Below are 20,550 nucleotides of genomic sequence, written 5' to 3' on the forward strand. Positions count from 1 at the left end.
CCGGACGGCGACAGTGGTTTCCGTGACGGATGTGCGGAGCGCGGCGATCAGTACCCGGCTGAACTGGCTGCGTGCCGGGGTGCTCGGAGCCAACGACGGCATCATCTCCACCGCGGGCCTCGTCGTCGGTGTCGCCGGCGCCACCACCTCGCGCACCGCGGTCCTCACGGCGGGCGTGGCTGGGCTGCTGGCGGGGGCGCTGTCGATGGCGGCGGGGGAGTACGTGTCGGTCAGCTCCCAGCGGGACTCCGAACGGGCGGCGCTGGAGGTGGAGCGCAAGGAGCTGGCGGAGGAGCCGGAAGCGGAGCTGGACGAGCTGACGGAGCTGCTGGGCGCGCGGGGCCTGAGCCGCGAGGTGGCCCGGGAGGCCGCCGAACAGCTGACGGAACGGGACGCGCTGCGGGCGCACGCACGGGTGGAACTGGGCATCGAGCCGGACGAGCTGGCGAACCCGTGGCACGCGGCCTTCGCGAGCCTGGTGGCCTTCACGGCGGGGGCGGTGCTGCCGCTGCTGGCGATCGTCCTGCCGGGGGCGTCGTGGAGGGTGCCGGTGACGGTGGTGGCGGTGCTGGGGGCGCTGGCGCTGTGCGGGGTGGTCAGCGCGCGGCTGGGCGGGGCGCCGGCGTCCCGGGCGGTGCTGCGGAACGTGGTGGGCGGGGGCGTGGCGATGGGCGTCACGTACGCTGTGGGCACCTGGCTGGGCGGCTGACCGCCCCCTCCTGACCCCGGGAAGCGCGCCGGTGCCGAGCGGCGCGAGCGGTGGGTGAAAGGAAGGGAGACTGGCCGCATGCGCATCGCCCTCACCGGATCCTCCGGACTCATCGGCCAGGCCCTCGTACGCTCCCTCCACGCCGACGGCCACCGCACCGTCCGCCTCGTGCGCCGCGCCCCCACCGCCCCCGGCGAGGCGCGCTGGGACCCCCGGGCCGGGTACGTCGACCCCGACGGCCTGCGCGGGTGCGATGCCGTGGTGCACCTCGCCGGGGCCGGCATCGGGGACCACCGCTGGACCGACGCCTACAAGCGCGAGATCCGTGACAGCCGGGTGCTCGGGACCGCCGCCGTCGCCCGGGCCGTGGCCGCCCTCGACACCCCGCCGCCCGTGCTCGTGTGCGGCTCCGCCGTCGGGTACTACGGGGACACCGGCGAGCGGGCCGTCGACGAGAGCGCTCCCGCCGGCACCGGGTTCCTGCCCGAGGTCTGCGCCGCGTGGGAGGCCGCCGCCGCGCCGGCCCGGGAGGCCGGGGTCCGGACCGTGTTCGCCCGCACCGGGCTGGTGGTCGCCGCCGGGGGCGGGGCGTGGGGGCGGATGTTCCCCGTCTTCCGGGCCGGCGTCGGCGGCCGGCTCGGCAGCGGCCGCCAGTACTGGTCGTTCATCTCCCTGCACGACGAGGTCGCCGCCCTGCGGTTCCTGATCGACACCCCGGGCCTCTCCGGCCCCTTCAACCTCACCGCCCCGCAGCCCCTGACCAACCGGGAGGTCACGGCCGCGATGGGACGCGTACTGCGCCGCCCGGCCGTGTTCGCCGTCCCGGCCCCCGTCCTGCGCCTCGTGCTCGGCGAGCTGTCGCAGGACGTGCTGGGCAGTCAGCGGGCGCGCCCCGCGCGGCTGATGGAGGCCGGGTTCACGTTCACGTACCCCGGCATCGAGGAGTCGATCAGAGCGGCGCTCAAGCCGTAGACGGCGCAGACTCCCGATCGTGTGCGACCGTTCGTGACCCGTGTGCGACCGTCGTGCGACCGGAGTTGTACGGAATCCCCACCGCAAGTCGGGTTCTCCTGGAGTCCGTTGGGGGAAGGAGGATCCCCACACAGCCGCGCCGACCTCGGGGAGGGGCACGTGCTCAGCAGCTCACACCATGCCGCACATCACGCGGACGTCGTCATCGTAGGAGCCGGAGTCTCAGGACTCGCGGCCGCGCACCACCTGATCGCGGCCGGGGTCACCGTCAGCGTCCTGGAGACCGCCGACGACCCCGGGGGCCGCATGGCCACCGAATCGGCCGACGGGTTCCGGCTCGACCGGGTCGGCCAGCTCCTCAACACCGCGTACACCGAACCGGCCCGCACCCCGGGCCTCACGGGACTGGTCCTGCGTCCCTTCGCCCCCGGCGTGCTGGTGCACGGCGCCGACGGCAGGCAGCAGCGGGCCGGGGCCCTGACCCCCGCCCGCGCGCTGGCCAGCGGCTCCCTCGACCAGGCGCGCTTCAGCGCCGCCCTGGGGCGGCTCGGGGCCCTGCCCGTGGAGCGCGTCCTCGCCCGGCCCGAACGCACCGCCCTCGCCAGCCTCGGCTCCCGCGGCCTGCCGCCGCGCACCGTGTCCGGCGTCCTGCGGCCCCTGCTGTCCGCCCTGCTCCGCGACCCGGAGCTCACCACGTCCAGCCGCGTGGCCGACCTCGCGCTGCGCACCTTCGCCAGGGGCCGCCTGGCCGTGCCCGAGGGCGGCGCGGCCACCCTGCCCGGCCTGCTCGCGGCGTCCCTGCCGCCCGGCACGGTACGCACCGGGATCAGGGTGCGGTCGGTGGCGACCAACCTCGTCACCACCGAGGAGCACGGGGAGTTCGGCTGCCGTGCCGTCCTGCTCGCCACCGGTGCCCGGGCCGCCGCCCACCTGCTCCCGGGGCTCCGTGTGCCCGCCTTCCACGAGGTCACCGTCATCCACCACGCCACCCCCGGACCGCTGCCCTGGGACGGCTCGCTGCTCCTGGACGCCGACCCCAAGTGGCCGCTGGCCCACACCACCGTGATGAGCGCGGTCGACCCCACCCGGGCCCCCGCCGCCCGCGGCCTGGTCACCACCACCGTGCACGGCCCGCCGCCGCCCCTGCGGACGGTCGCCTCCCGCCTGGCCCGGCTGTACGACACCTCGACGCGGGACTGGGAGCTGCTGACCGTCCACCACACCCCCGAGGCCGTCCCGGCGATGCCCCCGCCGCACGACCGGCAGCGGCCGGTACGGGTCCTGGCCGGCCTCTACGTGTGCGGCGACCACCGTGACTCCAACACCGTCGAGGGGGCCCTGCACTCCGCCCGCCGCGCCGCCACCGCCCTGCTGCGCGACTTCGGCGTCCCGCTGCCGGCCCAGCCGGAGCCCGCGCTGCCCGCGGCGGCCTGACGGCACGGACGCCCGGGACCCGGGCCCGGCTCCGCGAGGGGCCGGGCCCACCGGGCCGGCGCCATCCACCGCGCCGGCCCCCGGCCGTCAGGACCGCGCCGGCCCCCGGCCGTCAGGACCGCGCCGGCCCCCGGCCGTCAGGACAGTGCCGCCACCCGGTCCCGGTACGTCCGCACCGCCGAGGCGTCCCGGTACGGCTCCAGCCGCCGCTCGAAGTCCCGTACGTACTCCACCGCGCGCACCGACCGCATCTCCATCGCCTGCTGCGCCGCCTCCGCCCCCAGCGCGCACGCCTGGTCCAGCTCGCCGAGCCCCAGCCGCGCCGTGGCCAGCACCACCCGGCAGAACAGCCGCGAGCGCGCGAAGCCCGGCGCCCGCAGCTGGAGCGAGCGCTCCGCGTGCTGGGCGGAGGCCCGGTACTGCTGGAGGTCGCGGTGGCAGTGCCCGAACTCGTCCGCCAGCTGGCCTTCGTCGAACAGCCGGGCCCAGTGCGGTACGTCGTCCCCCGGCCGGGCCGCGCCCAGCGCCCGCTCGGCCCGCACCAGCGAGGCCGTCGCCGCCCGCACCTCGCCGAGCACCGCGTGCCCCCGGGCCTCCGAGGCGTGCAGCAGCGACTGCACCACCGGCGGCGGACCCGAGCCGACGCCCTGCTGCGCGACCCGGGCCAGCTGCACCGCCTCCCGGCCGTGCCCGAGGTACACCGCCTGACGGCTCATGGTGATCAGCACGTAGGACCCGTACTGCCGGTCCCCGGCGGCCTGGGCCAGCCGCAGCGCCTGGACGAAGTACCGCTGGGCCAGGCCGTGCGCGGCGATGTCGTACGAGGTCCAGCCCGCGAGCCGGGTCAGGTCGGCGGCGGCGGCGAACAGGCGGCGCCCGGTGGTCTCGCCATAGGTGCCGCGCAGCATCGGCTCGGCCTCGTGCTCCAGGTAGCGGACCAGGGCCTGCCGGGCGTGGCCGCCGCCGTAGGTGTGGTCCAGGGTCCGGAAGAGCTCGCTCACCGAGCGCAGCGCCGCGATGTCCCCGCTGGTCACCCGCTGTCCGGGCCCCCGGTCGATCTGGCGCTGCCGGGGCACCGTGGTGCGGCCCTGGGCCGGGACCCGGTGCGCGGCGGGGTCGGCGCCGCGGGCGACGCGTTCGTCGGCCCGTCCGATGAGCCAGTCCCGGCTGGGCACCACCAGCCCGGCCGGGGTGAAGGCGATCTTGCGCAGCTCGGCGTGGGAGCCGGAGTCCTTGCGCCACAGCCCGCTCGCGATGTCCACGGCCTCCTCCGGGGTGGCCGCGAACTCCAGCCCGGCGTACACGGGGGCGCACGCGTCCAGGCCCAGATCCTGCGCCGACAGCCGCCGCCCCAGGCGCCGGGTGAAGACCTCCGCGATCAGCGCCGGCGTGGTGCCGCGGGGCTGCTGGCCGCGTAGCCAGCGGGTCACGGACGTCTTGTCGTACCGCAGGTCCAGACCGTGTTCCAGACCGAGCTGGTCGACACGGCGGGCGAGCCCGGCGTTGGAGAAGCCGGCTTCCGCGATCAGTGCCGCGAGCTGCCGGTTGGGGACACGCTGGGCAGGTCGTTCGGTCATCGGCTCCACGGTTTCCGTACGTGACGGACCGGGGTCCCGGCCCTGTGAACGGCGTGAATGTAGCGGCCAACTCCCCTCAGACCGCCCTCTCTGCCCCACATTCATCCGATCGTGTGCAGAATGGGTAGGGCTCTTTACGGACCGGTCCACTCGGTCCGCGTACGCTGCGCCACATGACCCGTCGGCCCCACGAGGCACACCGCCCCGATCCGTACGCGGAATCCACCGCCCCGCTGCCCGCCCCCGAGATCACCGAGGCGGAGTGCCGCCGCTGCGGCACCTACATCGCGGGCCTGGACGGGCGCTACGCGTGCGGGGTGTGCGGCTGGGTCAACGACCACTCCGAGGGCCACCGCAGGCTGCCGAGGGCCGACGAGGACCCGGACCGGCCGCCCGCGGGCCGCGGCCGGCCCCGCAGGCCGCAGGCCGCCGCGGGAGCCCGGGACAAGCCCGCCCCCGGGCCGGCCCCGGAGCCCGCCGCCGGGTCCGCGGGAGCGTCCGCGCCGGGGGCCTGAGGGGCCGCGCGCAGGCCGCCGTACTCTTGACCGGGGTGCGATACGTGCACACGGCAGGTTCCACACACAGCAGGTTCAACGAGGAGGCGCTGCGGTGACTGAGCTTCGGTTTGTCCATCTGGGCTTCGGGCCGGAATCCGTCGAGTACACCGCGGCCTGGGAAGAGCAGCGCCGGGTGCACGCGGCCCGCTTCGCCGACGAGATCGACGACACCTGCCTGATGGTGGAGCACGAGCCGGTCTACACCGCCGGCCGGCGCACCGACCCCAGCGAGCGCCCCCTTGACGGGACCCCGGTCATCGACGTGGACCGCGGCGGCAAGATCACCTGGCACGGTCCGGGCCAGCTGGTCGGGTACCCGATCATGAAGCTGCCGCGTCCCGTCGACGTGGTCGCCCACGTGCGCCGCCTCGAGGAGGCCCTCATCCGCACCGCCGCCGACTTCGGCCTGGAGACCACCCGGATCGAGGGCCGTTCCGGCGTCTGGGTCCTCGGCGACCCCGTGGAGCAGCGGCCGGCGATCGGCGGGCTCTCCCTCGACTTCACGGTGCCCGCCACGGACCCGCGTACGGGTGACGACGAGTTCGACGCCCGCCTGCACGGCCCCGAGTACGCCCCGTCCAACGCCGGCCAGCGCCGCGAGGACCGCAAGCTCGCCGCCATCGGCATCCGCGTCGCCAAGGGCGTCACGATGCACGGCTTCTCCCTGAACGTGAACCCGGACAGCACCTGGTTCGACCGGATCATCCCCTGCGGGATCCGGGACGCCGGTGTGACCTCGCTCTCGTACGAACTGGGCCGGGAGGTCACCATCGCCGAGGTGCTGCCGGTCGTCGAACGGCACCTGAGGGACGTGCTGGAGAACGCCGAGCTGCGGCCCCGCGAGATCGAAGCCGCCGGAGCCTGACCCGGCGGGGGAATGCGTCCGGCCGGCCCCCCGGTTGGCGGACGTAAGAGCGTACGAATTTACGGGCGTACCCTGGTGGGCGCCGAAGAATCGAAGTCACAGGGAGCCGGTCGTGTCCGCAGTCGCACCCGACGGACGCAAGATGCTGCGCCTGGAGGTCCGTAACAGTCAGACCCCCATCGAGCGCAAGCCCGAGTGGATCAAGACCCGGGCGAAGATGGGTCCCGAGTACACCAAGATGCAGGCCCTGGTGAAGGGCGAAGGACTGCACACGGTGTGCCAGGAAGCCGGCTGTCCGAACATCTACGAATGCTGGGAGGACCGCGAGGCCACCTTCCTCATCGGTGGCGACCAGTGCACCCGGCGCTGTGACTTCTGCCAGATCGACACGGGCAAGCCCGAGGCCCTCGACCGGGACGAGCCGCGCCGCGTCGGCGAGTCCGTGGTCACCATGGACCTGAACTACGCCACCATCACCGGCGTCGCCCGCGACGACCTGCCGGACGGCGGCGCGTGGCTGTACGCGGAGACCGTGCGCCAGATCCACCAGCAGACCGCCGGCCGCGCGTCCGGCCACACCAAGGTCGAGCTGCTGGCCCCCGACTTCAACGCGGTCCCGGAGCTGCTGGAGGAGGTCTTCGCCTCCCGCCCCGAGGTCTTCGCGCACAACGTCGAGACGGTGCCGCGGATCTTCAAGCGGATCCGCCCCGGCTTCCGCTACGAGCGCTCCCTCGAGGTGATCACCAAGGCCCGCGCGTACGGCCTGGTCACCAAGTCGAACCTGATCCTCGGCATGGGCGAGGAGCGCGAGGAGGTCAGCCAGGCGCTGAAGGACCTCCACGAGGCCGGCTGCGAGCTCATCACCATCACCCAGTACCTGCGGCCCTCGCCGCGGCACCACCCCGTGGAGCGCTGGGTGAAGCCGGCCGAGTTCGTGGAGCTGGCGCAGGAGGCCGAGGAGATCGGCTACTCCGGCGTGATGTCGGGCCCGCTGGTCCGCTCCTCGTACCGGGCCGGACGCCTGTACGGCCAGGCGATGGAGAAGCGCGCCCGGACGGGAGCGCAGTCCGCCTGACTCCGTGTGCGTGTGAACTCACGCACAATGCTTACCAATCGGTAACACCGCATCGGCGCGGCCCCTAGGCTTCTTTCGTGTGAGAAGCCCGGCGGGCCGCGTCTTCGTTTGCAACGTGTCCATCACATTTGACCGACCGGCCACGCCCTGGTAACACCAGTCGGTGACGCTGGATCCACGCACCGCACACGCCACAGAGCGAGCAGCGAGAGTAGGGGTCGACATCATGCAGGCCGCGCCAGTCCGCGCCATCGCCATCCCGTCCTTCAGCGAGGCCTTCCGGGGCCTGGAATCGCTGCTCATGAGCGGTGCACGCCGCAACGCCTGGGCGGCCGTCCTGGAGGACCGCCGCCGGGCGAAGGACCGGGTGGAAACCGAGCACGTACTCGAGGCCGCGGCGACCCGGACCCCGCAGGCCACGTAAACTCGCCTCATGGCGAGGAAGTCAAACGCAGAGACTGCTGCGAACCCCGGGCGACTGAAGCAGATCGCCCTGACGTACAAGATGACGCGCAAGGCCGACCCCAAGGTCGGTCTCATCGTCGCGGGCGTGGGAATCGTCACCTTCGGTGTCTTCCTTGCGATCGGCTTCCTGATCGGCCACCCGGTCTACCTGGGCATCCTGGGCTTCCTGGTGGCGTTCCTCGCGATGGCGATCGTCTTCGGGCGTCGGGCCGAGCGGGCTGCCTTCGGGCAGATGGAGGGGCAGCCGGGCGCTGCCGCGGCCGTACTGGACAACGTGGGGCGGGGCTGGACGACCACCCCGGCCGTCGCGATGAACCGGAACCAGGACATCGTCCACCGGGCCGTCGGCAAGGCGGGCGTGGTCCTGATCGCGGAGGGCAACCCGAACCGGGTCAAGACCCTGCTCGCGGCCGAGAAGAAGAAGCTGGCCCGGATCATGCCCGACATCCCGGTCCACGACTTCATCGTGGGCACCGGCGAGGGCGAGGTGCCGCTCAAGAAGGTCCGTACGACGCTGCTGAAGCTGCCGCGCGTCCTGTCCGGCCCGCAGATCACGCAGGTCAACGACAAGCTCCGGGCCATGGGTGACCTCATGAGCAACATGCCGGTCCCGAAGGGGCCGATGCCCAAGGGCATGCGCATGCCGCGCGGCGGAAAGATGCGCTGACCGTCTCCTCGTACGACCAGAGGGACGCGGAGAGACAGAAGGGGCGCCCCCCGGCCGGATGGCCGGGGGGCGCCCCTTTGCGTATACGAGCGATGCGTATGAGCCAGCGCCCCCGCGCGCGGACGCCTCTACGCGGAGGCGGTGGTGTGCCGCTGGATCCTGACCTGGACGGCGCCCGAGAGGCGGTCGTGCAGTCCGCGCCCGTCACGGTCCCAGACGAGCGCCGGGACGACGAGGGCGAGCAGCAGGGTACGGAGCACCACGCGGGGGATGCCGAGGCGGCCGCCGCCCTGCCCGATCACCCGGAGTCCGAGGATCCGCTTGCCGGGGGTGAATCCCACGGTGGCGACGGTCAGCAGGGTCAGGGACAGGAAGAGCGCGAGCGTCCAGTTGCCCGCGGCGGCCAGGTCCCCATGGGTGATGAGCCCGTACGCGATCAGCTGGCAGCCCATCCAGTCGATGGCGACGGCGCCGAGCCGGCGTCCGAAGCGGGCCACGGAGCCGGGGCCCGACCGCGGCAGACCGAGCCGCTGGCCCGGATAACCGAAGTCGACGCCCATCTCCTCGGCGGCCGCGCGCGGGCCGGAGAGCCAGGAACCGATTGCTTGCCTGTTGTCCACTCCACCACGGTACCGGTGCTCCTCCAGGGCACCTGGACCGGACCCTGGTTAACTTGTGCGAAACAAATGGGTCATGCTTGGGAAATCCCGTCTGCTTATGGTCGGGTCAGCGTGCGGCACCGCACTGACGCGCCACGAGCTATAAAGCCCGTCCCTGCCCCGGGACCGGGAGTAGGAGGAGTTGGATGTTCAAGAACGCCGACGAAGTGAAGCAGTACATCGAGGAGAACGACGTCAAGTTCGTCGACGTCCGCTTCTGCGACCTGCCTGGTGTGATGCAGCACTTCACCATCCCGGCGCGAGCGTTCGACCCGGCGGAGGAGCTCGCCTTCGACGGTTCCTCGATCCGCGGTTTCCAGGCGATCCACGAGTCCGACATGGCGCTGCGTGCCGACATCAGCACCGCGCGTCTGGACCCGTTCCGCAAGGACAAGACGCTCAACATCAACTTCTTCATCCACGACCCGATCACGGGTGAGGCCTACAGCCGCGACCCGCGCAACATCGCCAAGAAGGCCGAGGCCTACCTCGCCTCCACCGGCATCGCCGACACCGCGTTCTTCGGCCCCGAGGCCGAGTTCTACGTGTTCGACAGCGTGCGCTTCGCGACCTCCGCGAACGAGGGCTTCTACCACATCGACTCCGAGGCCGGCGCCTGGAACACCGGTTCCGAGGAGAACAACCGCGGCTACAAGGTCCGCTACAAGGGCGGCTACTTCCCGGTCGCCCCGGTCGACCACTTCGCCGACCTGCGCGCCGAGATCTCCCTCGAGCTGGACGCCCAGGGCCTCCAGGTCGAGCGCCAGCACCACGAGGTCGGCACCGGCGGCCAGGCCGAGATCAACTACAAGTTCAACACGCTGCTGGCCGCGGCCGACGACCTGATGCTCTTCAAGTACATCGTGAAGAACGTCGCCTGGAAGAACGGCAAGACCGCGACCTTCATGCCGAAGCCGATCTTCGGTGACAACGGCTCGGGCATGCACGTGCACCAGTCGCTGTGGGCCGGCGGCGAGCCGCTCTTCTACGACGAGGCCGGCTACGCGGGCCTGTCGGACACCGCCCGCTACTACATCGGCGGCATCCTCAAGCACGCCCCGTCGCTGCTCGCCTTCACCAACCCGACGGTGAACTCGTACCACCGCCTGGTGCCGGGCTTCGAGGCGCCGGTCAACATGGTGTACTCGCAGCGCAACCGCTCCGCCGCCATGCGCATCCCGATCACGGGCTCGAACCCGAAGGCCAAGCGCGTCGAGTTCCGCGCGCCGGACCCGTCCTCGAACCCGTACCTGGCCTTCTCGGCCCTGCTCCTCGCGGGCCTCGACGGCATCAAGAACAAGATCGAGCCGATGGAGCCGATCGACAAGGACCTCTACGAGCTCTCGCCCGACGAGCACGCGAGCGTCCCGCAGGTCCCGACCAGCCTGGAGGACGTCCTCAAGGCCCTGGAGGAGGACCACGAGTACCTCCTCGCCGGCGGTGTCTTCACCCCGGACCTGATCGAGACCTGGATCGACTACAAGCGCACGCACGAGATCGCCCCGATCGCGCAGCGCCCGCACCCGCACGAGTTCGAGCTGTACTTCGACCTCTAGAAAACGCGGATCGTGCCTGATGGAAGGCCCCCCGCCGCTCTCAGTGGAGAGCGGCGGGGGGCCTTCTGCTTTTGACAGGCCGCCCGGCCCGCGCAACGGTTGAAAGGAGTAAAAGACCGATAAGCCCGACATGTTCGGAGGTGCATGAAGATGCGCCGCAGGATCGTTGGAACCGTTGTCGCCGGAGCCGCCGGACTCGCCCTGGGTCTGCTGCCCGTCGCCAATGCCTCCGCCCACGACGGCGGCTGGGACTCCCGCTCGGACCACCGTCACTCCGGCCACTGGGACGACGGCTGCGGGGGGAACGGCCGCTGGCACGACCACGACCACGGCTGGAACGACAGCGACTGGGGCAACCGGGACCACGCCGGCTGGCACCACCACGGCGACTGGCACGACGACTGGGGCGGGTGGCGCTGATCCACGGCTGATCCACGGCTGATCCACGGCTGATCCACGCACCCGACTGTCCTCACGGTGCCCCCGCCCCGCGCCTCAGCGGAGCAGGGGCATCGCGCCGGTGAGCTCGCGCAGGGCGCGGACGGCGAGGTCCGCCGGGGAGCCGGGGCCCGACACCGGGCCCTCGCCGGCGGACCAGAGTTCCAGGGAGACGCGGATCGCGTCCGTGGCGGCCGCCGCGAGGAGGCGCACCGACATCGGGTCCGCCTCCGGACCGGCCAGCCGGGCCACCACCGGGACCAGGCGCTCCTCGGAGTCCTGGTTGACCCGGTACCAGACCGCCCGCAGCGCCTCGTCCGAAGCGGCCGCGCGCAACAGGCCGCGGGTGACCCGCAGCCCTTCCTCGACGGCCTTGGAGTCGCTCAGGGAACGGGTCACCGCACGCTCCAGGGCCTCCGCGAGCGGAGTCCCGGGACGCTCCTCCGCGAGCAGTGCGCGCCAGGCGTCCCCGCCGCCGGCGAGCAGCGGGGCCACGGCCTCCTGCTTGTTGCGGAAGTAGCGGTAGAAGGTGCGCAGGGCGACCCCCGCCCGGTGGGCGATGTCCTCCGCGGTGGTCCCGTCGGGGCCGTGCGCGGCGAAGAGTTCGCAGGCGGCGCGGGCGATGTCCAGCTGGGTGGCGGCCTTGCGGCGCTCGGTGAGCGACTGGGCTCCGGGGCCGCTCTGGGGGGAGTACGGGCGGGGAGATCTCACGGGTGCAGCCTACGCCAGGACCGGCTGGAGAATGCATGCCCTGCCAGTCTGGCAAACCGTGTCACACGCTCGGTACGCTCGCCCCCATGAACCGTTACGAAGGACGCCGCGTCCTCATCACCGGCGGCGGCTCCGGCATCGGCCGGGCCACCGTCCACCGCATTCTCTCCGAGGGCGGCCGCGTCCACGCCGTCGACGTGAACGAGGCCGGCCTGAAGGCCACCGCCGAGCGGGCGGCCGCCGACGGCCGGGCCGGCCGGCTGACCACCGCGCTCCTCGACATATCCGACGAGGCCGCGGTCCGGGCGGGCGTCACCGCAGCCGTCGACGCCCTCACCGGCCTCGACGTCCTGGTCAACGCGGCGGGCATCCTGCGCTCCGCGCACACCCACCGCACCACCCTCGACCTCTGGAACCAGGTGATCTCGGTCAACCTGACCGGCACCTTCCTGATGATCCGCGAAGCGCTCCCGGCACTGCTCGCGGGGGAGCAGCCCGTCGTCGTCAACTTCAGCTCCACCTCGGCGAGCTTCGCCCACCCCTACATGTCCGCCTACGCGGCCAGCAAGGGCGGCATCCAGTCCATGACCCACGCGCTGGCCGCCGAGTACAGCAAGCAGGGTCTGCGCTTCGTCTCCGTGGCCCCCGGCTCCATCGAGAGCGGCATGACCACCGGCAACGGCCCCGGCCTGCCCGAGGACACCGACTGGAGCCTGTTCACCAAGCTCGCCCCCGCCCTCGGCCAGGGCTTCGCCGGCCCGGAGACCGTCGCCGGGGTCGTCGCCATGCTGGGTTCCGAGGACGGCGCCTTCATCACCGGCACCGAGATCCGCATCGACGGCGGCACCCACTACTAGGCCGTCTCCTCCGGATCTTGCCGGGCCGGGCCGGTGAGGGGACTCAGCCGCCGAACCGCTCCCAGAGCCGGGGGAAGCGCTCCGCCAGCACGGCTTCGTTCTCAAAGTCCAGCGGGGTGCCCTCCGGCTCCTCCGCCTGCAACGGGATGCCCAGATCCGGCGCCACCGCCCCGGTGAGCTGCTCGTACGCCTCGTCGGCCGCGTACCCCAGCTCCTCGCCGTCCCCGTCGATCTCCTCGTCGAAATCGTCCAGCAGCTCCGCCAGCCGGTCCGGATCGTGCACCGCCCCCTCGAAGACCTCGCGGCCCTGCCCGATCAGCCAGCACCGGAAGTAGTCGAACGCGTCGTCGCTCGCCCCGCCGAGCAGCACCCAGGCCGCACCCCACAGGTCCCAGGTGTACGCCCGGTTGTACCGGGACTCGAAGTGCCGCGCGAAGTCCAGCACGGAGTCGGGATCGAGCTGCGCAAGCCGCTCCACGAGCAGCTCGGCGTGTTCCTCGGGGTCGCCCTCGGCGGCCTCGCGGGTACGGTCGACGATCTCCCAGAACTCCGTCTCGTCCATCACGGCTCCAGCATCACGGGTGCGCCCCGGCGCCGCCACCGCTCATACGGCCAAAGGCCGGTGTCCGAACCCCCGTGGGGGTGGACACCGGCCTCCGGCACGTCAGCGGCACCCGGCTCAGAGGCCGTAGCGCTCCCGGGCCTCCTTGACGGCCGACGCCGGGACCTCGCCGCGGCGGGCGAGCTGGGCCAGCGCGGCCACCGCGATCGACGGGGCGTCGACGCCGAAGTGGCGGCGCGCACCCTCGCGGGTGTCGGACAGGCCGAAGCCGTCCGTGCCCAGCGAGGTGTAGTCCTGCGGCACCCACTGGCTGATCTGGTCCGGGACCTGGCGCATCCAGTCGGAGACGGCCAGCACCGGGCCCGGGGCGCCCTCCAGCACGCGGGTGACGTACGGGGTGCGCTCCTCACCGCGCAGCAGCGCCTCGTCGCACTCCAGCGCGTCGCGCCGCAGCTCGCCCCACGAGGTGGCGGACCAGACGTCGGCGGCCACGTTCCAGTCGGCAGCCAGCAGTCGCTGCGCCTCCAGGACCCAGTGGATCGCGGTGCCCGAGGCCATGAGCTGGATCTTCGGGGCGTCGGCGGCCGGGGCGGCCTCGCCCAGGTCCGAGGCCTGGTTGAAGCGGTACAGGCCCTTGAGGATGCCCTCCTCCACGCCCTCGGGCATGGCCGGCTGCACCTTCGGCTCGTTGTAGACCGTCAGGTAGTAGAAGACGTCTTCCGGCTGCTCGCCGTACATCCGGCGCAGGCCGTCCTTGACGATCACCGCGATCTCGTACGCGAAGGCCGGGTCGTAGTTGAGCGACGCCGGGTTCGTGGACGCGATCAGGTGCGAGTGCCCGTCCGCGTGCTGGAGGCCCTCACCGGTCAGCGTGGTGCGGCCGGCGGTGGCGCCGACGATGAAGCCCTTGCCGAGCTGGTCGGCGAGCTGCCACATCTGGTCGGCGGTGCGCTGCCAGCCGAACATCGAGTAGAAGATGTAGAAGGGGATCATCGGCTCGCCGTGCGTCGCGTACGACGTGCAGGCGGCGATGAAGTCGGCCATGGCGCCGGCCTCGGTGATCCCCTCGTTGAGGATCTGGCCGTCCTTGGCCTCCTTGTAGTACATCAGCTGGTCGCGGTCGACCGGCTCGTACGTCTGGCCCAGCGGCGAGTAGATGCCGGCCGAGGGGAAGAGGGACTCCATGCCGAAGGTACGGGCCTCGTCGGGGACGATCGGCACCCAGCGCTTGCCGGTCTCCTTGTCCCGCATCAGGTCCTTGACGAGGCGGACGAAGGCCATGGTGGTGGCCATCTCCTGCTTGCCCGAACCCTTGATCAGCGGGGCGAAGGAGCGCTCGGCCGGCGCCGGCAGCGCCACGTGGTGGACCTTGCGGGCCGGGGCCGGGCCGCCGAGGGCCGCGCGGCGCTCGTTCAGGTACCGCACCTCGGGGCTGTCCGCGCCCGGGTGGCCGTACGGGACCTGGCCGTCGGCGAAGGCGCTGTCCGGGATCGGGAGGCCGAGGAGGTCGCGCATGTCCTTGAACTCGTCGGTCGTCAGCTTCTTCATCTGGTGGTTCGCGTTCTTCGACTCGAACCCGGCACCCAGCGTGTAGCCCTTGACGGTCTGCGCGAGGATGACCGTCGGCGCGCCCTTGTGCTCCAGGGCGGCCTTGTACGCGGCGTAGACCTTGCGGGGCTCGTGGCCGCCGCGGGAGGTGTGGAAGCACTCGGCGATCTTCGCGTCCGACAGCACGCCGGCCAGCCGCACGAGCTCGGCGTTGACGCCGAAGAAGTGCTGGCGGATGTAGGCCACGTCGCGGGTCGCGTACGTCTGGAACTGCGCGTCGGGCACCTTGCGCAGGCGGCGTACCAGGGCGCCCGTGGTGTCGAGCTGGAACAGCTCGTCCCAGGCGGTGCCCCACAGGGTCTTGATGACGTTCCAGCCGGCGCCGCGGAACTGGGCCTCCAGCTCCTGGACCACGCGGAAGTTGGCGCGGACCGGGCCGTCGAGGCGCTGCAGGTTGCAGTTGATGACGAACGTCAGGTTGTCGAGCTGCTCGCGGGAGGCCAGGGCCAGGGCGGCGGTCGACTCGGGCTCGTCCATCTCGCCGTCGCCGAGGAAGGCCCAGACGTGGGAGTGGGAGGTGTCCTTGATCCGGCGGTTCTCCAGGTAGCGGTTGAAGCGCGCCTGGTAGATCGCGGAGAGCGGGCCGAGGCCCATGGAGACGGTGGGGAACTCCCACAGCCACGGCAGGCGCCGCGGGTGCGGGTAGGACGGCAGGCCGTTGCCCCCGGATTCCTGGCGGAAGTTGTCGAGCTGCTGCTCGGAGATCCGGCCGTCGAGGAAGGCGCGGGCGTAGATGCCGGGAGAGGCGTGGCCCTGGATGTAGAGCTGGTCGCCCGACCCGTCGGCCTCCTTCCCGCGGAAGAAGTGCTGGAAGCCGGTCTCGTACAGCCACGCGGCGGAGGCGAAGGTGGCGATGTGGCCGCCGACGCCGTACTTGGAGCCGCGGGTCACCATGGCGGCCGCGTTCCAGCGGTTCCAGGCGGTGATCCTGGCCTCCATCTCCTCGTCACCGGGGAAGGCCGGCTCGGCGGAGGTGGGGATGGTGTTGACGTAGTCCGTCTCCAGCAGCTTCGGCAGGGCGAGGCCGGCGGCCTCGGCGTGCTGGAGGGTGCGGCGGAGCAGGTATTCGGCGCGGCGCGTACCGGCGGCCTTGGCGACGGCGTCGAGGGAGGCCGCCCATTCGGCGGTCTCTTCGGCGTCGCGGTCCGGGAGCTGGTCGAGCTCGCTCGGAAGCTTTCCTACGGGGTCGGACATCGGTGTGCGCCGCCTTCCGGACAAAGGAGAGGAGGTGGTGAAGAAAACCCTGACGGGCAGGACAGGGTCGATGGGCCCGGGTGGGGCCCGCAGTGACTGTAAGTCCCTGATCGATGATCGATCAAATAAAAGTGACGAATATTCGACGATCAGACGAAAGTCGGCACCCGGTGCCATGAACGCAGGCACGCCGTGCCGGTTTCATCAGTACACGCCAAAGGGCTGGCGCACCCCTGGAGGATCGCTAAAAGCCGCAGGTCAGGCGCTACGCGGGGCGCAGCCCAGGACGTGCCGCTTCACCAGCACCCCGATGTCCGGGTCCTGACCGCGGAACGCCGCGACGAGCGCCTCGTGCTCCTCCGCGTAGGACTTCTGGACGGTTCCCAGCCACCGGATGGACAGCGCCGTGAACACCTCGATCCCCAGGCTCTCCCAGGTGTGCAGCAGCACGCTGTTCCCGGCCGCCCGCACCATCTCCCGGTGGAACCCCACCGTGTGCCGCACCTGCGCCGTGCCGTCCTGGGCGCGGTCGGCCTCCCACAGGGCCGCCACGTGCGGCTCCAGCGCCGAGCAGTCGGTGGCCAGCCTCGGGGCGGCCAGCTCGGCCGCGATCTGCTCCAGGCCGGCCCGGACCGGGTAGATCTCCTCCAGGTCGGCCGCCGACAGGTTCCGCACCCGCACGCCCTTGTTCGGCGCCGACTCGATCAGCCGCAGCGTCTCCAGCTCGCGCAGGGCCTCGCGCACGGGCGTCTGGCTGACCTCCAGCTCCACGGCGATCCGCCGCTCGACGATCCGCTCACCGGGCTTCCAGCGGCCGCTGACGATCCCCTCCACGATGTGCTCGCGGATCTGCTCGCGCAGCGAGTGCACGACGGGTGGGGTGATCATCGGGGTTCAACTCCTGTGTGTGCGGACACGCCGGGCCTGATGCCTAGACAATAAGGCCGCCGTGTCCTGCTGCGATGCGTTCGTGGTGAGGGACGCAGGGTGAGGCTCGTTACAACGACGGCGCCCCCGTCCGGAAAGTCCCGGACGGGGGCGCCGCGATGCGACAGACGGTGCTGCGCGGGGCCTTACAGGCCGAGCTCGACCTCGAACTCGCCGGCCTCGAGGATCGCCTTGACGGCGGTCAGGTACCGGGCCGCGTCCGCGCCGTCCACCAGGCGGTGGTCGTAGGACAGGGTCAGGTACGTCATGTCCCGGATGCCGATGTTGGTGCCCTCGGCGGTCTCGATGACCACCGGGCGCTTGACCGTGGCACCGATGCCCAGGATCGCGACCTGGTTCGGCGGGACGATCACCGTGTCGAACAGCGCACCGCGCGAGCCGGTGTTGCTGATGGTGAAGGTCGCGCCGGACAGCTCGTCCGGGGTGATCTTGTTGCCGCGGACCTTGGCGGCCAGGTCGGCGGTCGCCTTGGAGATGCCCGCCAGGTTGAGGTCACCGGCACCCTTGATGACCGGGGTCATCAGGCCCTTCTCGGAGTCCACGGCGATGCCGATGTTCTCCGAGTCGAAGTAGGTGATGGTGCCCTCGTCGTCGTTGATCCGGGCGTTGACGACCGCGTGGGCCTTCAGCGCCTGGGCGGCGGCCTTGACGAAGAACGGCATCGGGGACAGCTTGACGCCCTCGCGGGCGAGGAAGCCGGCCTTGGCCTTCTCGCGCAGCTTCATGATCTTGGTGATGTCCACCTCGACCACGGAGCTGAGCTGCGCCTGCGAGTGCAGGGCCTTCATCATGTTGTCGCCGATGACCTTGCGCATGCGGGTCATCTTGACGGTCTGGCCACGCAGCTCGGACACCGCGGCCGGAGCCTTGGCGGCGGCCGGAGCGGCGGCGGCGGCCGGAGCCGGGGCGGCAGCGGCGGCCTTGGCGGCCTCCGCGGCGGCCAGCACGTCCTGCTTGCGGATGCGGCCACCGACGCCGGTGCCCGTGACCGACGACAGGTTGACGCCGGACTCCGAGGCGAGCTTGCGCACCAGCGGGGTCACGTACGCGCCCTCGTCGCCGGAGACGGCGGCGGGAGCGGCCGGGGCGGCGACGGGGGCCGGGGCGGCGGCCGGAGCCGGAGCAGCCGGAGCCGGAGCAGCGGCCGGAGCCGGGGCGGCGGCCGGAGCCGGAGCAGCCGGAGCCGGAGTAGCAGCCGGAGCCGGGGCAGCGGCCGGAGCCGGAGCCGGGGTAGCAGCCGGAGCCGGGGCGGCGGCCGGAGCCGGAGCAGCCGGAGCGGCGGCCGGGGCCGGAGCGGCGCCCGCGACGCCGATGACGGCCAGACGGGCACCGACCTCGGCGGTCTCGTCCTCGCCGACCAGGATCTCCAGCAGGGTGCCGGAGACCGGCGCGGGGATCTCGGTGTCGACCTTGTCCGTGGAGACCTCGAGCAGCGGCTCGTCGGCCTCGACGGACTCGCCGACCTCCTTCAGCCAGCGGGTGACGGTGCCCTCGGTGACGGACTCGCCCAGCGCGGGCAGCACGACGTCCGTGCCGGAGGCGGCCTGGGCCGGAGCGGCGGCAGCCGGGGTCTCGGCCGGTGCGGGGGCGGCCGGGGCCTCGGCGGCGGGAGCCTCGGCGGCCGGGGCCTCGGCGGCGGGGGCCGCAGCCGCGGCGGGCTCGGCGGCCGGGGCGGCGGCAGCGGCCGGAGCGCCGGAGCCGTCGTCGATGACGGCCAGCTCGGCGCCGACCTCGACGGTCTCGTCCTCGGCGACCTTGATGGAGGCCAGGATGCCGGAGACGGGCGAGGGGATCTCGGTGTCGACCTTGTCGGTCGAGACCTCGAGCAGCGGCTCGTCGGCCTCGACGCGCTCGCCCTCGGCCTTGAGCCAACGGGTGACAGTGCCCTCGGTGACGCTCTCGCCGAGCGCCGGAAGGGTTACGGAAACCGGCATGGTTTCAGTTGCTCCTAACGAAAGTGCGGAAGTGGTCGTCGCGCCCGTGACGATTAGTCGTGTGCGTGAAGCGGCTTGCCGGCCAGGGCCAGGTGGGCCTCGCCGAGGGCCTCGTTCTGGGTCGGGTGCGCGTGGATGAGCTGCGCGACCTCGGCCGGCAGGGCCTCCCAGTTGTAGATCAGCTGGGCTTCGCCCACCTGCTCGCCCATGCGGTCACCGACCATGTGGACGCCGACCACGGCACCGTCCTTGACCTGGACGAGCTTGATCTCGCCCGCGGTCTTGAGGATCTTGCTCTTGCCGTTGCCCGCCAGGTTGTACTTCAGGGCGACGACCTTGTCCGCGCCGTAGATCTCCTTGGCCTTGGCCTCGGTGATGCCGACCGAGGCGACCTCGGGGTGGCAGTACGTGACGCGCGGGACACCGTCGTAGTCGATCGGGACGGTCTTCAGACCGGCCAGGCGCTCCGCGACGAGGATGCCCTCCGCGAAGCCGACGTGCGCGAGCTGCAGGGTGGGGACCAGGTCGCCCACCGCGGAGATCGTCGGCACGTTGGTCTGCATGTACTCGTCGACCAGGACGTAGCCGCGGTCCATCGCGACGCCCTGCTCCTCGTAGCCCAGGCCCTGGGACACCGGACCGCGGCCGATGGCGACCAGCAGCACCTCGGCCTCGAAGGTCTTGCCGTCGGCCAGCGTCACGCGGACGCCGGTCTCCGTGTACTCGGCCTTGTCGAAGAAGGTGCCGAGGTTGAACTTGATGCCGCGCTTGCGGAAGGCACGCTCGAGGATCTTCGAGCTGTTCTCGTCCTCGACCGGGACGAGGTGCTTGAGGCCCTCGATGACGGTGACGTCGGTGCCGAAGGACTTCCACGCCGAGGCGAACTCGACGCCGATGACGCCGCCGCCCAGGATGATCGCGGACTGGGGCACGCGGTCCAGGACCAGAGCGTGGTCCGAGGAGATGATGCGGTTGCCGTCGATGTTCAGGCCCGGCAGCGACTTCGGCACGGAGCCGGTCGCCAGCAGGACGTGGCGGCCCTGGACGCGCTGGCCGTTGACGTCGACGGACGTCGGGGAGGAGAGGCGGCCCTCGCCCTCGATGTAGGTCACCTTGCGGGAGGCGACCAGCCCCTGCAGGCCCTTGTACAGGCCGGAGATGACCTCGTCCTTGTACTTGTGCACCCCGGCGATGTCAACGCCCTCGAAAGAGGCCTTGATGCCGAACTGTCCGGCTTCGCGCGCCTGGTCCGCGATCTCACCGGCGTGCAGCAGAGCCTTCGTGGGGATGCAGCCGTTGTGCAGGCAGGTGCCGCCGAGCTTGTTCTTCTCGATCAGCGCAACGTCGAGACCCAGCTGGGATGCGCGGAGCGCCGCGGCGTAACCGCCACTGCCACCGCCGAGGATCACTAGGTCGAAAACGGTGCTGGCGTCGTTCGCCACGTCACGTCCTCCATGCATGTGCGCCGGGCACCGGTCCTCTGTGACCGGGCGGCGGCTGGTAATCGGCCGCTTGCTTCTTCGGCCCTGTGGTGGGGGCCCTGTCCTGCCGAGAACCCATCTTCGCATTTGTCGGGGGGACGCGGGACGCCGGGCCCCGGGTGTGGACCGTGGTTCTGCCCGGGATCAGGGTTACCGCTGCGTAGAAACCTACTGATTCCCCAGGTTTCTTCCAGAGCGAACGCGCCCCGGGACCGTGATCGCGGTCCCGGGGCGCGGTGTGCGTCACAAGGGGCGTCTCACGGGGTGGTACGTGGGACGCC

At 71.8% G+C, this 20,550-nt stretch carries 19 protein-coding genes; 11 read left to right on the forward strand and 8 right to left on the reverse strand.

Annotation, left to right across the window (positions count from 1 at the left end; all coding sequences use genetic code 11):
- Positions 1–22: 22 nt before the first annotated feature.
- The 3 genes from ACZ514_RS25610 to ACZ514_RS25620 all read left to right on the forward strand — a co-directional run bounded on the left by ACZ514_RS25610 (position 23) and on the right by ACZ514_RS25620 (position 3,115).
- The gene (locus tag ACZ514_RS25610; RefSeq protein WP_468174367.1) at positions 23–709 is read left to right on the forward strand and encodes a VIT1/CCC1 transporter family protein; all 687 of its coding nucleotides are present in this window, start codon (positions 23–25) and stop codon (positions 707–709) included.
- Positions 710–787: 78 nt separating this feature from the next.
- Positions 788–1,681 carry a TIGR01777 family oxidoreductase gene (locus ACZ514_RS25615; protein ID WP_468174365.1) on the forward strand — a complete coding sequence of 298 codons (894 nt, stop codon included), beginning with the start codon at positions 788–790 and terminating at the stop codon, positions 1,679–1,681.
- A gap of 159 nt (positions 1,682–1,840) precedes the next feature.
- Complete coding sequence (locus tag ACZ514_RS25620; protein ID WP_468174363.1) at positions 1,841–3,115, forward strand: FAD-dependent oxidoreductase; 1,275 nt, start codon at positions 1,841–1,843, stop codon at positions 3,113–3,115.
- A 137-nt stretch (positions 3,116–3,252) separates the two neighbouring features.
- Here ACZ514_RS25620 and ACZ514_RS25625 read toward each other — a convergent pair whose 3' ends face one another.
- Positions 3,253–4,692, reverse strand: coding sequence for a regulator (locus ACZ514_RS25625; protein WP_468174361.1), 1,440 nt, complete (start codon positions 4,690–4,692; stop codon positions 3,253–3,255).
- A gap of 173 nt (positions 4,693–4,865) precedes the next feature.
- On the opposite strand from ACZ514_RS25625, the gene ACZ514_RS25630 reads away from it, so the two are divergent.
- From ACZ514_RS25630 to ACZ514_RS25650, 5 genes are all read left to right on the forward strand, one after another.
- Positions 4,866–5,207, forward strand: a complete 342-nt coding sequence (locus ACZ514_RS25630) for a hypothetical protein (RefSeq protein ID WP_468699549.1) — start codon at positions 4,866–4,868, stop codon at positions 5,205–5,207.
- Positions 5,208–5,301: 94 nt separating this feature from the next.
- Positions 5,302–6,114 (forward strand): lipoyl(octanoyl) transferase LipB, encoded by an 813-nt coding sequence (gene lipB, locus ACZ514_RS25635; protein ID WP_388935736.1) that lies wholly within the window; start codon positions 5,302–5,304, stop codon positions 6,112–6,114.
- A 112-nt stretch (positions 6,115–6,226) separates the two neighbouring features.
- Positions 6,227–7,189, forward strand: coding sequence for a lipoyl synthase (gene lipA, locus ACZ514_RS25640; RefSeq protein ID WP_468174357.1), 963 nt, complete (start codon positions 6,227–6,229; stop codon positions 7,187–7,189).
- 226 nt (positions 7,190–7,415) lie between these two features.
- A complete protein-coding gene (locus tag ACZ514_RS25645; RefSeq protein WP_468174355.1) occupies positions 7,416–7,613 on the forward strand; it encodes an SCO2195 family GlnR-regulated protein in 198 nt (65 codons plus the stop codon).
- A gap of 9 nt (positions 7,614–7,622) precedes the next feature.
- Positions 7,623–8,321 (forward strand): DUF4191 domain-containing protein, encoded by a 699-nt coding sequence (locus ACZ514_RS25650; protein WP_388935728.1) that lies wholly within the window; start codon positions 7,623–7,625, stop codon positions 8,319–8,321.
- Positions 8,322–8,449: 128 nt separating this feature from the next.
- Here the strand turns inward: ACZ514_RS25650 and ACZ514_RS25655 are convergent, their stop codons facing one another.
- Positions 8,450–8,941 carry an RDD family protein gene (locus tag ACZ514_RS25655; RefSeq protein WP_468174353.1) on the reverse strand — a complete coding sequence of 164 codons (492 nt, stop codon included), beginning with the start codon at positions 8,939–8,941 and terminating at the stop codon, positions 8,450–8,452.
- A 185-nt stretch (positions 8,942–9,126) separates the two neighbouring features.
- Here ACZ514_RS25655 and glnA point away from each other — a divergent pair, with 185 nt between their 5' ends.
- Positions 9,127–10,536, forward strand: coding sequence for a type I glutamate--ammonia ligase (glnA, locus tag ACZ514_RS25660; RefSeq protein WP_388935722.1), 1,410 nt, complete (start codon positions 9,127–9,129; stop codon positions 10,534–10,536).
- Between the two features lie 150 nt (positions 10,537–10,686).
- The gene (locus ACZ514_RS25665; protein WP_468174351.1) at positions 10,687–10,956 is read left to right on the forward strand and encodes a hypothetical protein; all 270 of its coding nucleotides are present in this window, start codon (positions 10,687–10,689) and stop codon (positions 10,954–10,956) included.
- A 75-nt stretch (positions 10,957–11,031) separates the two neighbouring features.
- Here the strand turns inward: ACZ514_RS25665 and ACZ514_RS25670 are convergent, their stop codons facing one another.
- Entirely contained in the window at positions 11,032–11,685 is a 654-nt protein-coding gene (locus tag ACZ514_RS25670) for a TetR/AcrR family transcriptional regulator (protein WP_468174349.1), read from the reverse strand.
- An 86-nt stretch (positions 11,686–11,771) separates the two neighbouring features.
- Here ACZ514_RS25670 and ACZ514_RS25675 point away from each other — a divergent pair, with 86 nt between their 5' ends.
- Complete coding sequence (locus tag ACZ514_RS25675; protein ID WP_468174347.1) at positions 11,772–12,542, forward strand: SDR family NAD(P)-dependent oxidoreductase; 771 nt, start codon at positions 11,772–11,774, stop codon at positions 12,540–12,542.
- A 43-nt stretch (positions 12,543–12,585) separates the two neighbouring features.
- Here the strand turns inward: ACZ514_RS25675 and ACZ514_RS25680 are convergent, their stop codons facing one another.
- The 5 genes from ACZ514_RS25680 to lpdA form a co-directional block, all read right to left on the reverse strand.
- Positions 12,586–13,104, reverse strand: coding sequence for a DUF4240 domain-containing protein (locus ACZ514_RS25680; protein WP_468174345.1), 519 nt, complete (start codon positions 13,102–13,104; stop codon positions 12,586–12,588).
- A 117-nt stretch (positions 13,105–13,221) separates the two neighbouring features.
- On the reverse strand, positions 13,222–15,906 hold the full coding sequence (gene aceE / locus ACZ514_RS25685; RefSeq protein ID WP_469125771.1) for a pyruvate dehydrogenase (acetyl-transferring), homodimeric type: 2,685 nt from the start codon (positions 15,904–15,906) through the stop codon (positions 13,222–13,224).
- A 258-nt stretch (positions 15,907–16,164) separates the two neighbouring features.
- Positions 16,165–16,791, reverse strand: a complete 627-nt coding sequence (locus ACZ514_RS25690; RefSeq protein WP_468174391.1) for a GntR family transcriptional regulator — start codon at positions 16,789–16,791, stop codon at positions 16,165–16,167.
- A gap of 188 nt (positions 16,792–16,979) precedes the next feature.
- Positions 16,980–18,788 carry a 2-oxoglutarate dehydrogenase, E2 component, dihydrolipoamide succinyltransferase gene (gene sucB / locus ACZ514_RS25695; RefSeq protein WP_469125772.1) on the reverse strand — a complete coding sequence of 603 codons (1,809 nt, stop codon included), beginning with the start codon at positions 18,786–18,788 and terminating at the stop codon, positions 16,980–16,982.
- 53 nt (positions 18,789–18,841) lie between these two features.
- Complete coding sequence (gene lpdA / locus ACZ514_RS25700) at positions 18,842–20,230, reverse strand: dihydrolipoyl dehydrogenase (RefSeq protein ID WP_467893258.1); 1,389 nt, start codon at positions 20,228–20,230, stop codon at positions 18,842–18,844.
- Between the last annotated feature and the right edge of the window lie 320 nt (positions 20,231–20,550).

The sequence above is a fragment of the Streptomyces sp. NPDC034086 genome (assembly GCF_055575515.1).

Excerpts from the sequence above, each read along its gene's own strand:
- ACZ514_RS25615 (WP_468174365.1), top strand. The coding sequence starts at position 788 with ATGCGCATCGCCCTCACCGGATCCTCCGGACTCATCGGCCAGGCCCTC.
- ACZ514_RS25625 (WP_468174361.1), bottom strand. The coding sequence starts at position 4,692 with ATGACCGAACGACCTGCCCAGCGTGTCCCCAACCGGCAGCTCGCGGCA.
- ACZ514_RS25630 (WP_468699549.1), top strand. The coding sequence starts at position 4,866 with ATGACCCGTCGGCCCCACGAGGCACACCGCCCCGATCCGTACGCGGAA.
- ACZ514_RS25645 (WP_468174355.1), top strand. The coding sequence starts at position 7,416 with ATGCAGGCCGCGCCAGTCCGCGCCATCGCCATCCCGTCCTTCAGCGAG.
- ACZ514_RS25650 (WP_388935728.1), top strand. The coding sequence starts at position 7,623 with ATGGCGAGGAAGTCAAACGCAGAGACTGCTGCGAACCCCGGGCGACTG.
- glnA (WP_388935722.1), top strand. The coding sequence starts at position 9,127 with ATGTTCAAGAACGCCGACGAAGTGAAGCAGTACATCGAGGAGAACGAC.
- ACZ514_RS25665 (WP_468174351.1), top strand. The coding sequence starts at position 10,687 with ATGCGCCGCAGGATCGTTGGAACCGTTGTCGCCGGAGCCGCCGGACTC.
- ACZ514_RS25675 (WP_468174347.1), top strand. The coding sequence starts at position 11,772 with ATGAACCGTTACGAAGGACGCCGCGTCCTCATCACCGGCGGCGGCTCC.
- ACZ514_RS25680 (WP_468174345.1), bottom strand. The coding sequence starts at position 13,104 with ATGGACGAGACGGAGTTCTGGGAGATCGTCGACCGTACCCGCGAGGCC.
- aceE (WP_469125771.1), bottom strand. The coding sequence starts at position 15,906 with ATGTCCGACCCCGTAGGAAAGCTTCCGAGCGAGCTCGACCAGCTCCCG.
- sucB (WP_469125772.1), bottom strand. The coding sequence starts at position 18,788 with ATGCCGGTTTCCGTAACCCTTCCGGCGCTCGGCGAGAGCGTCACCGAG.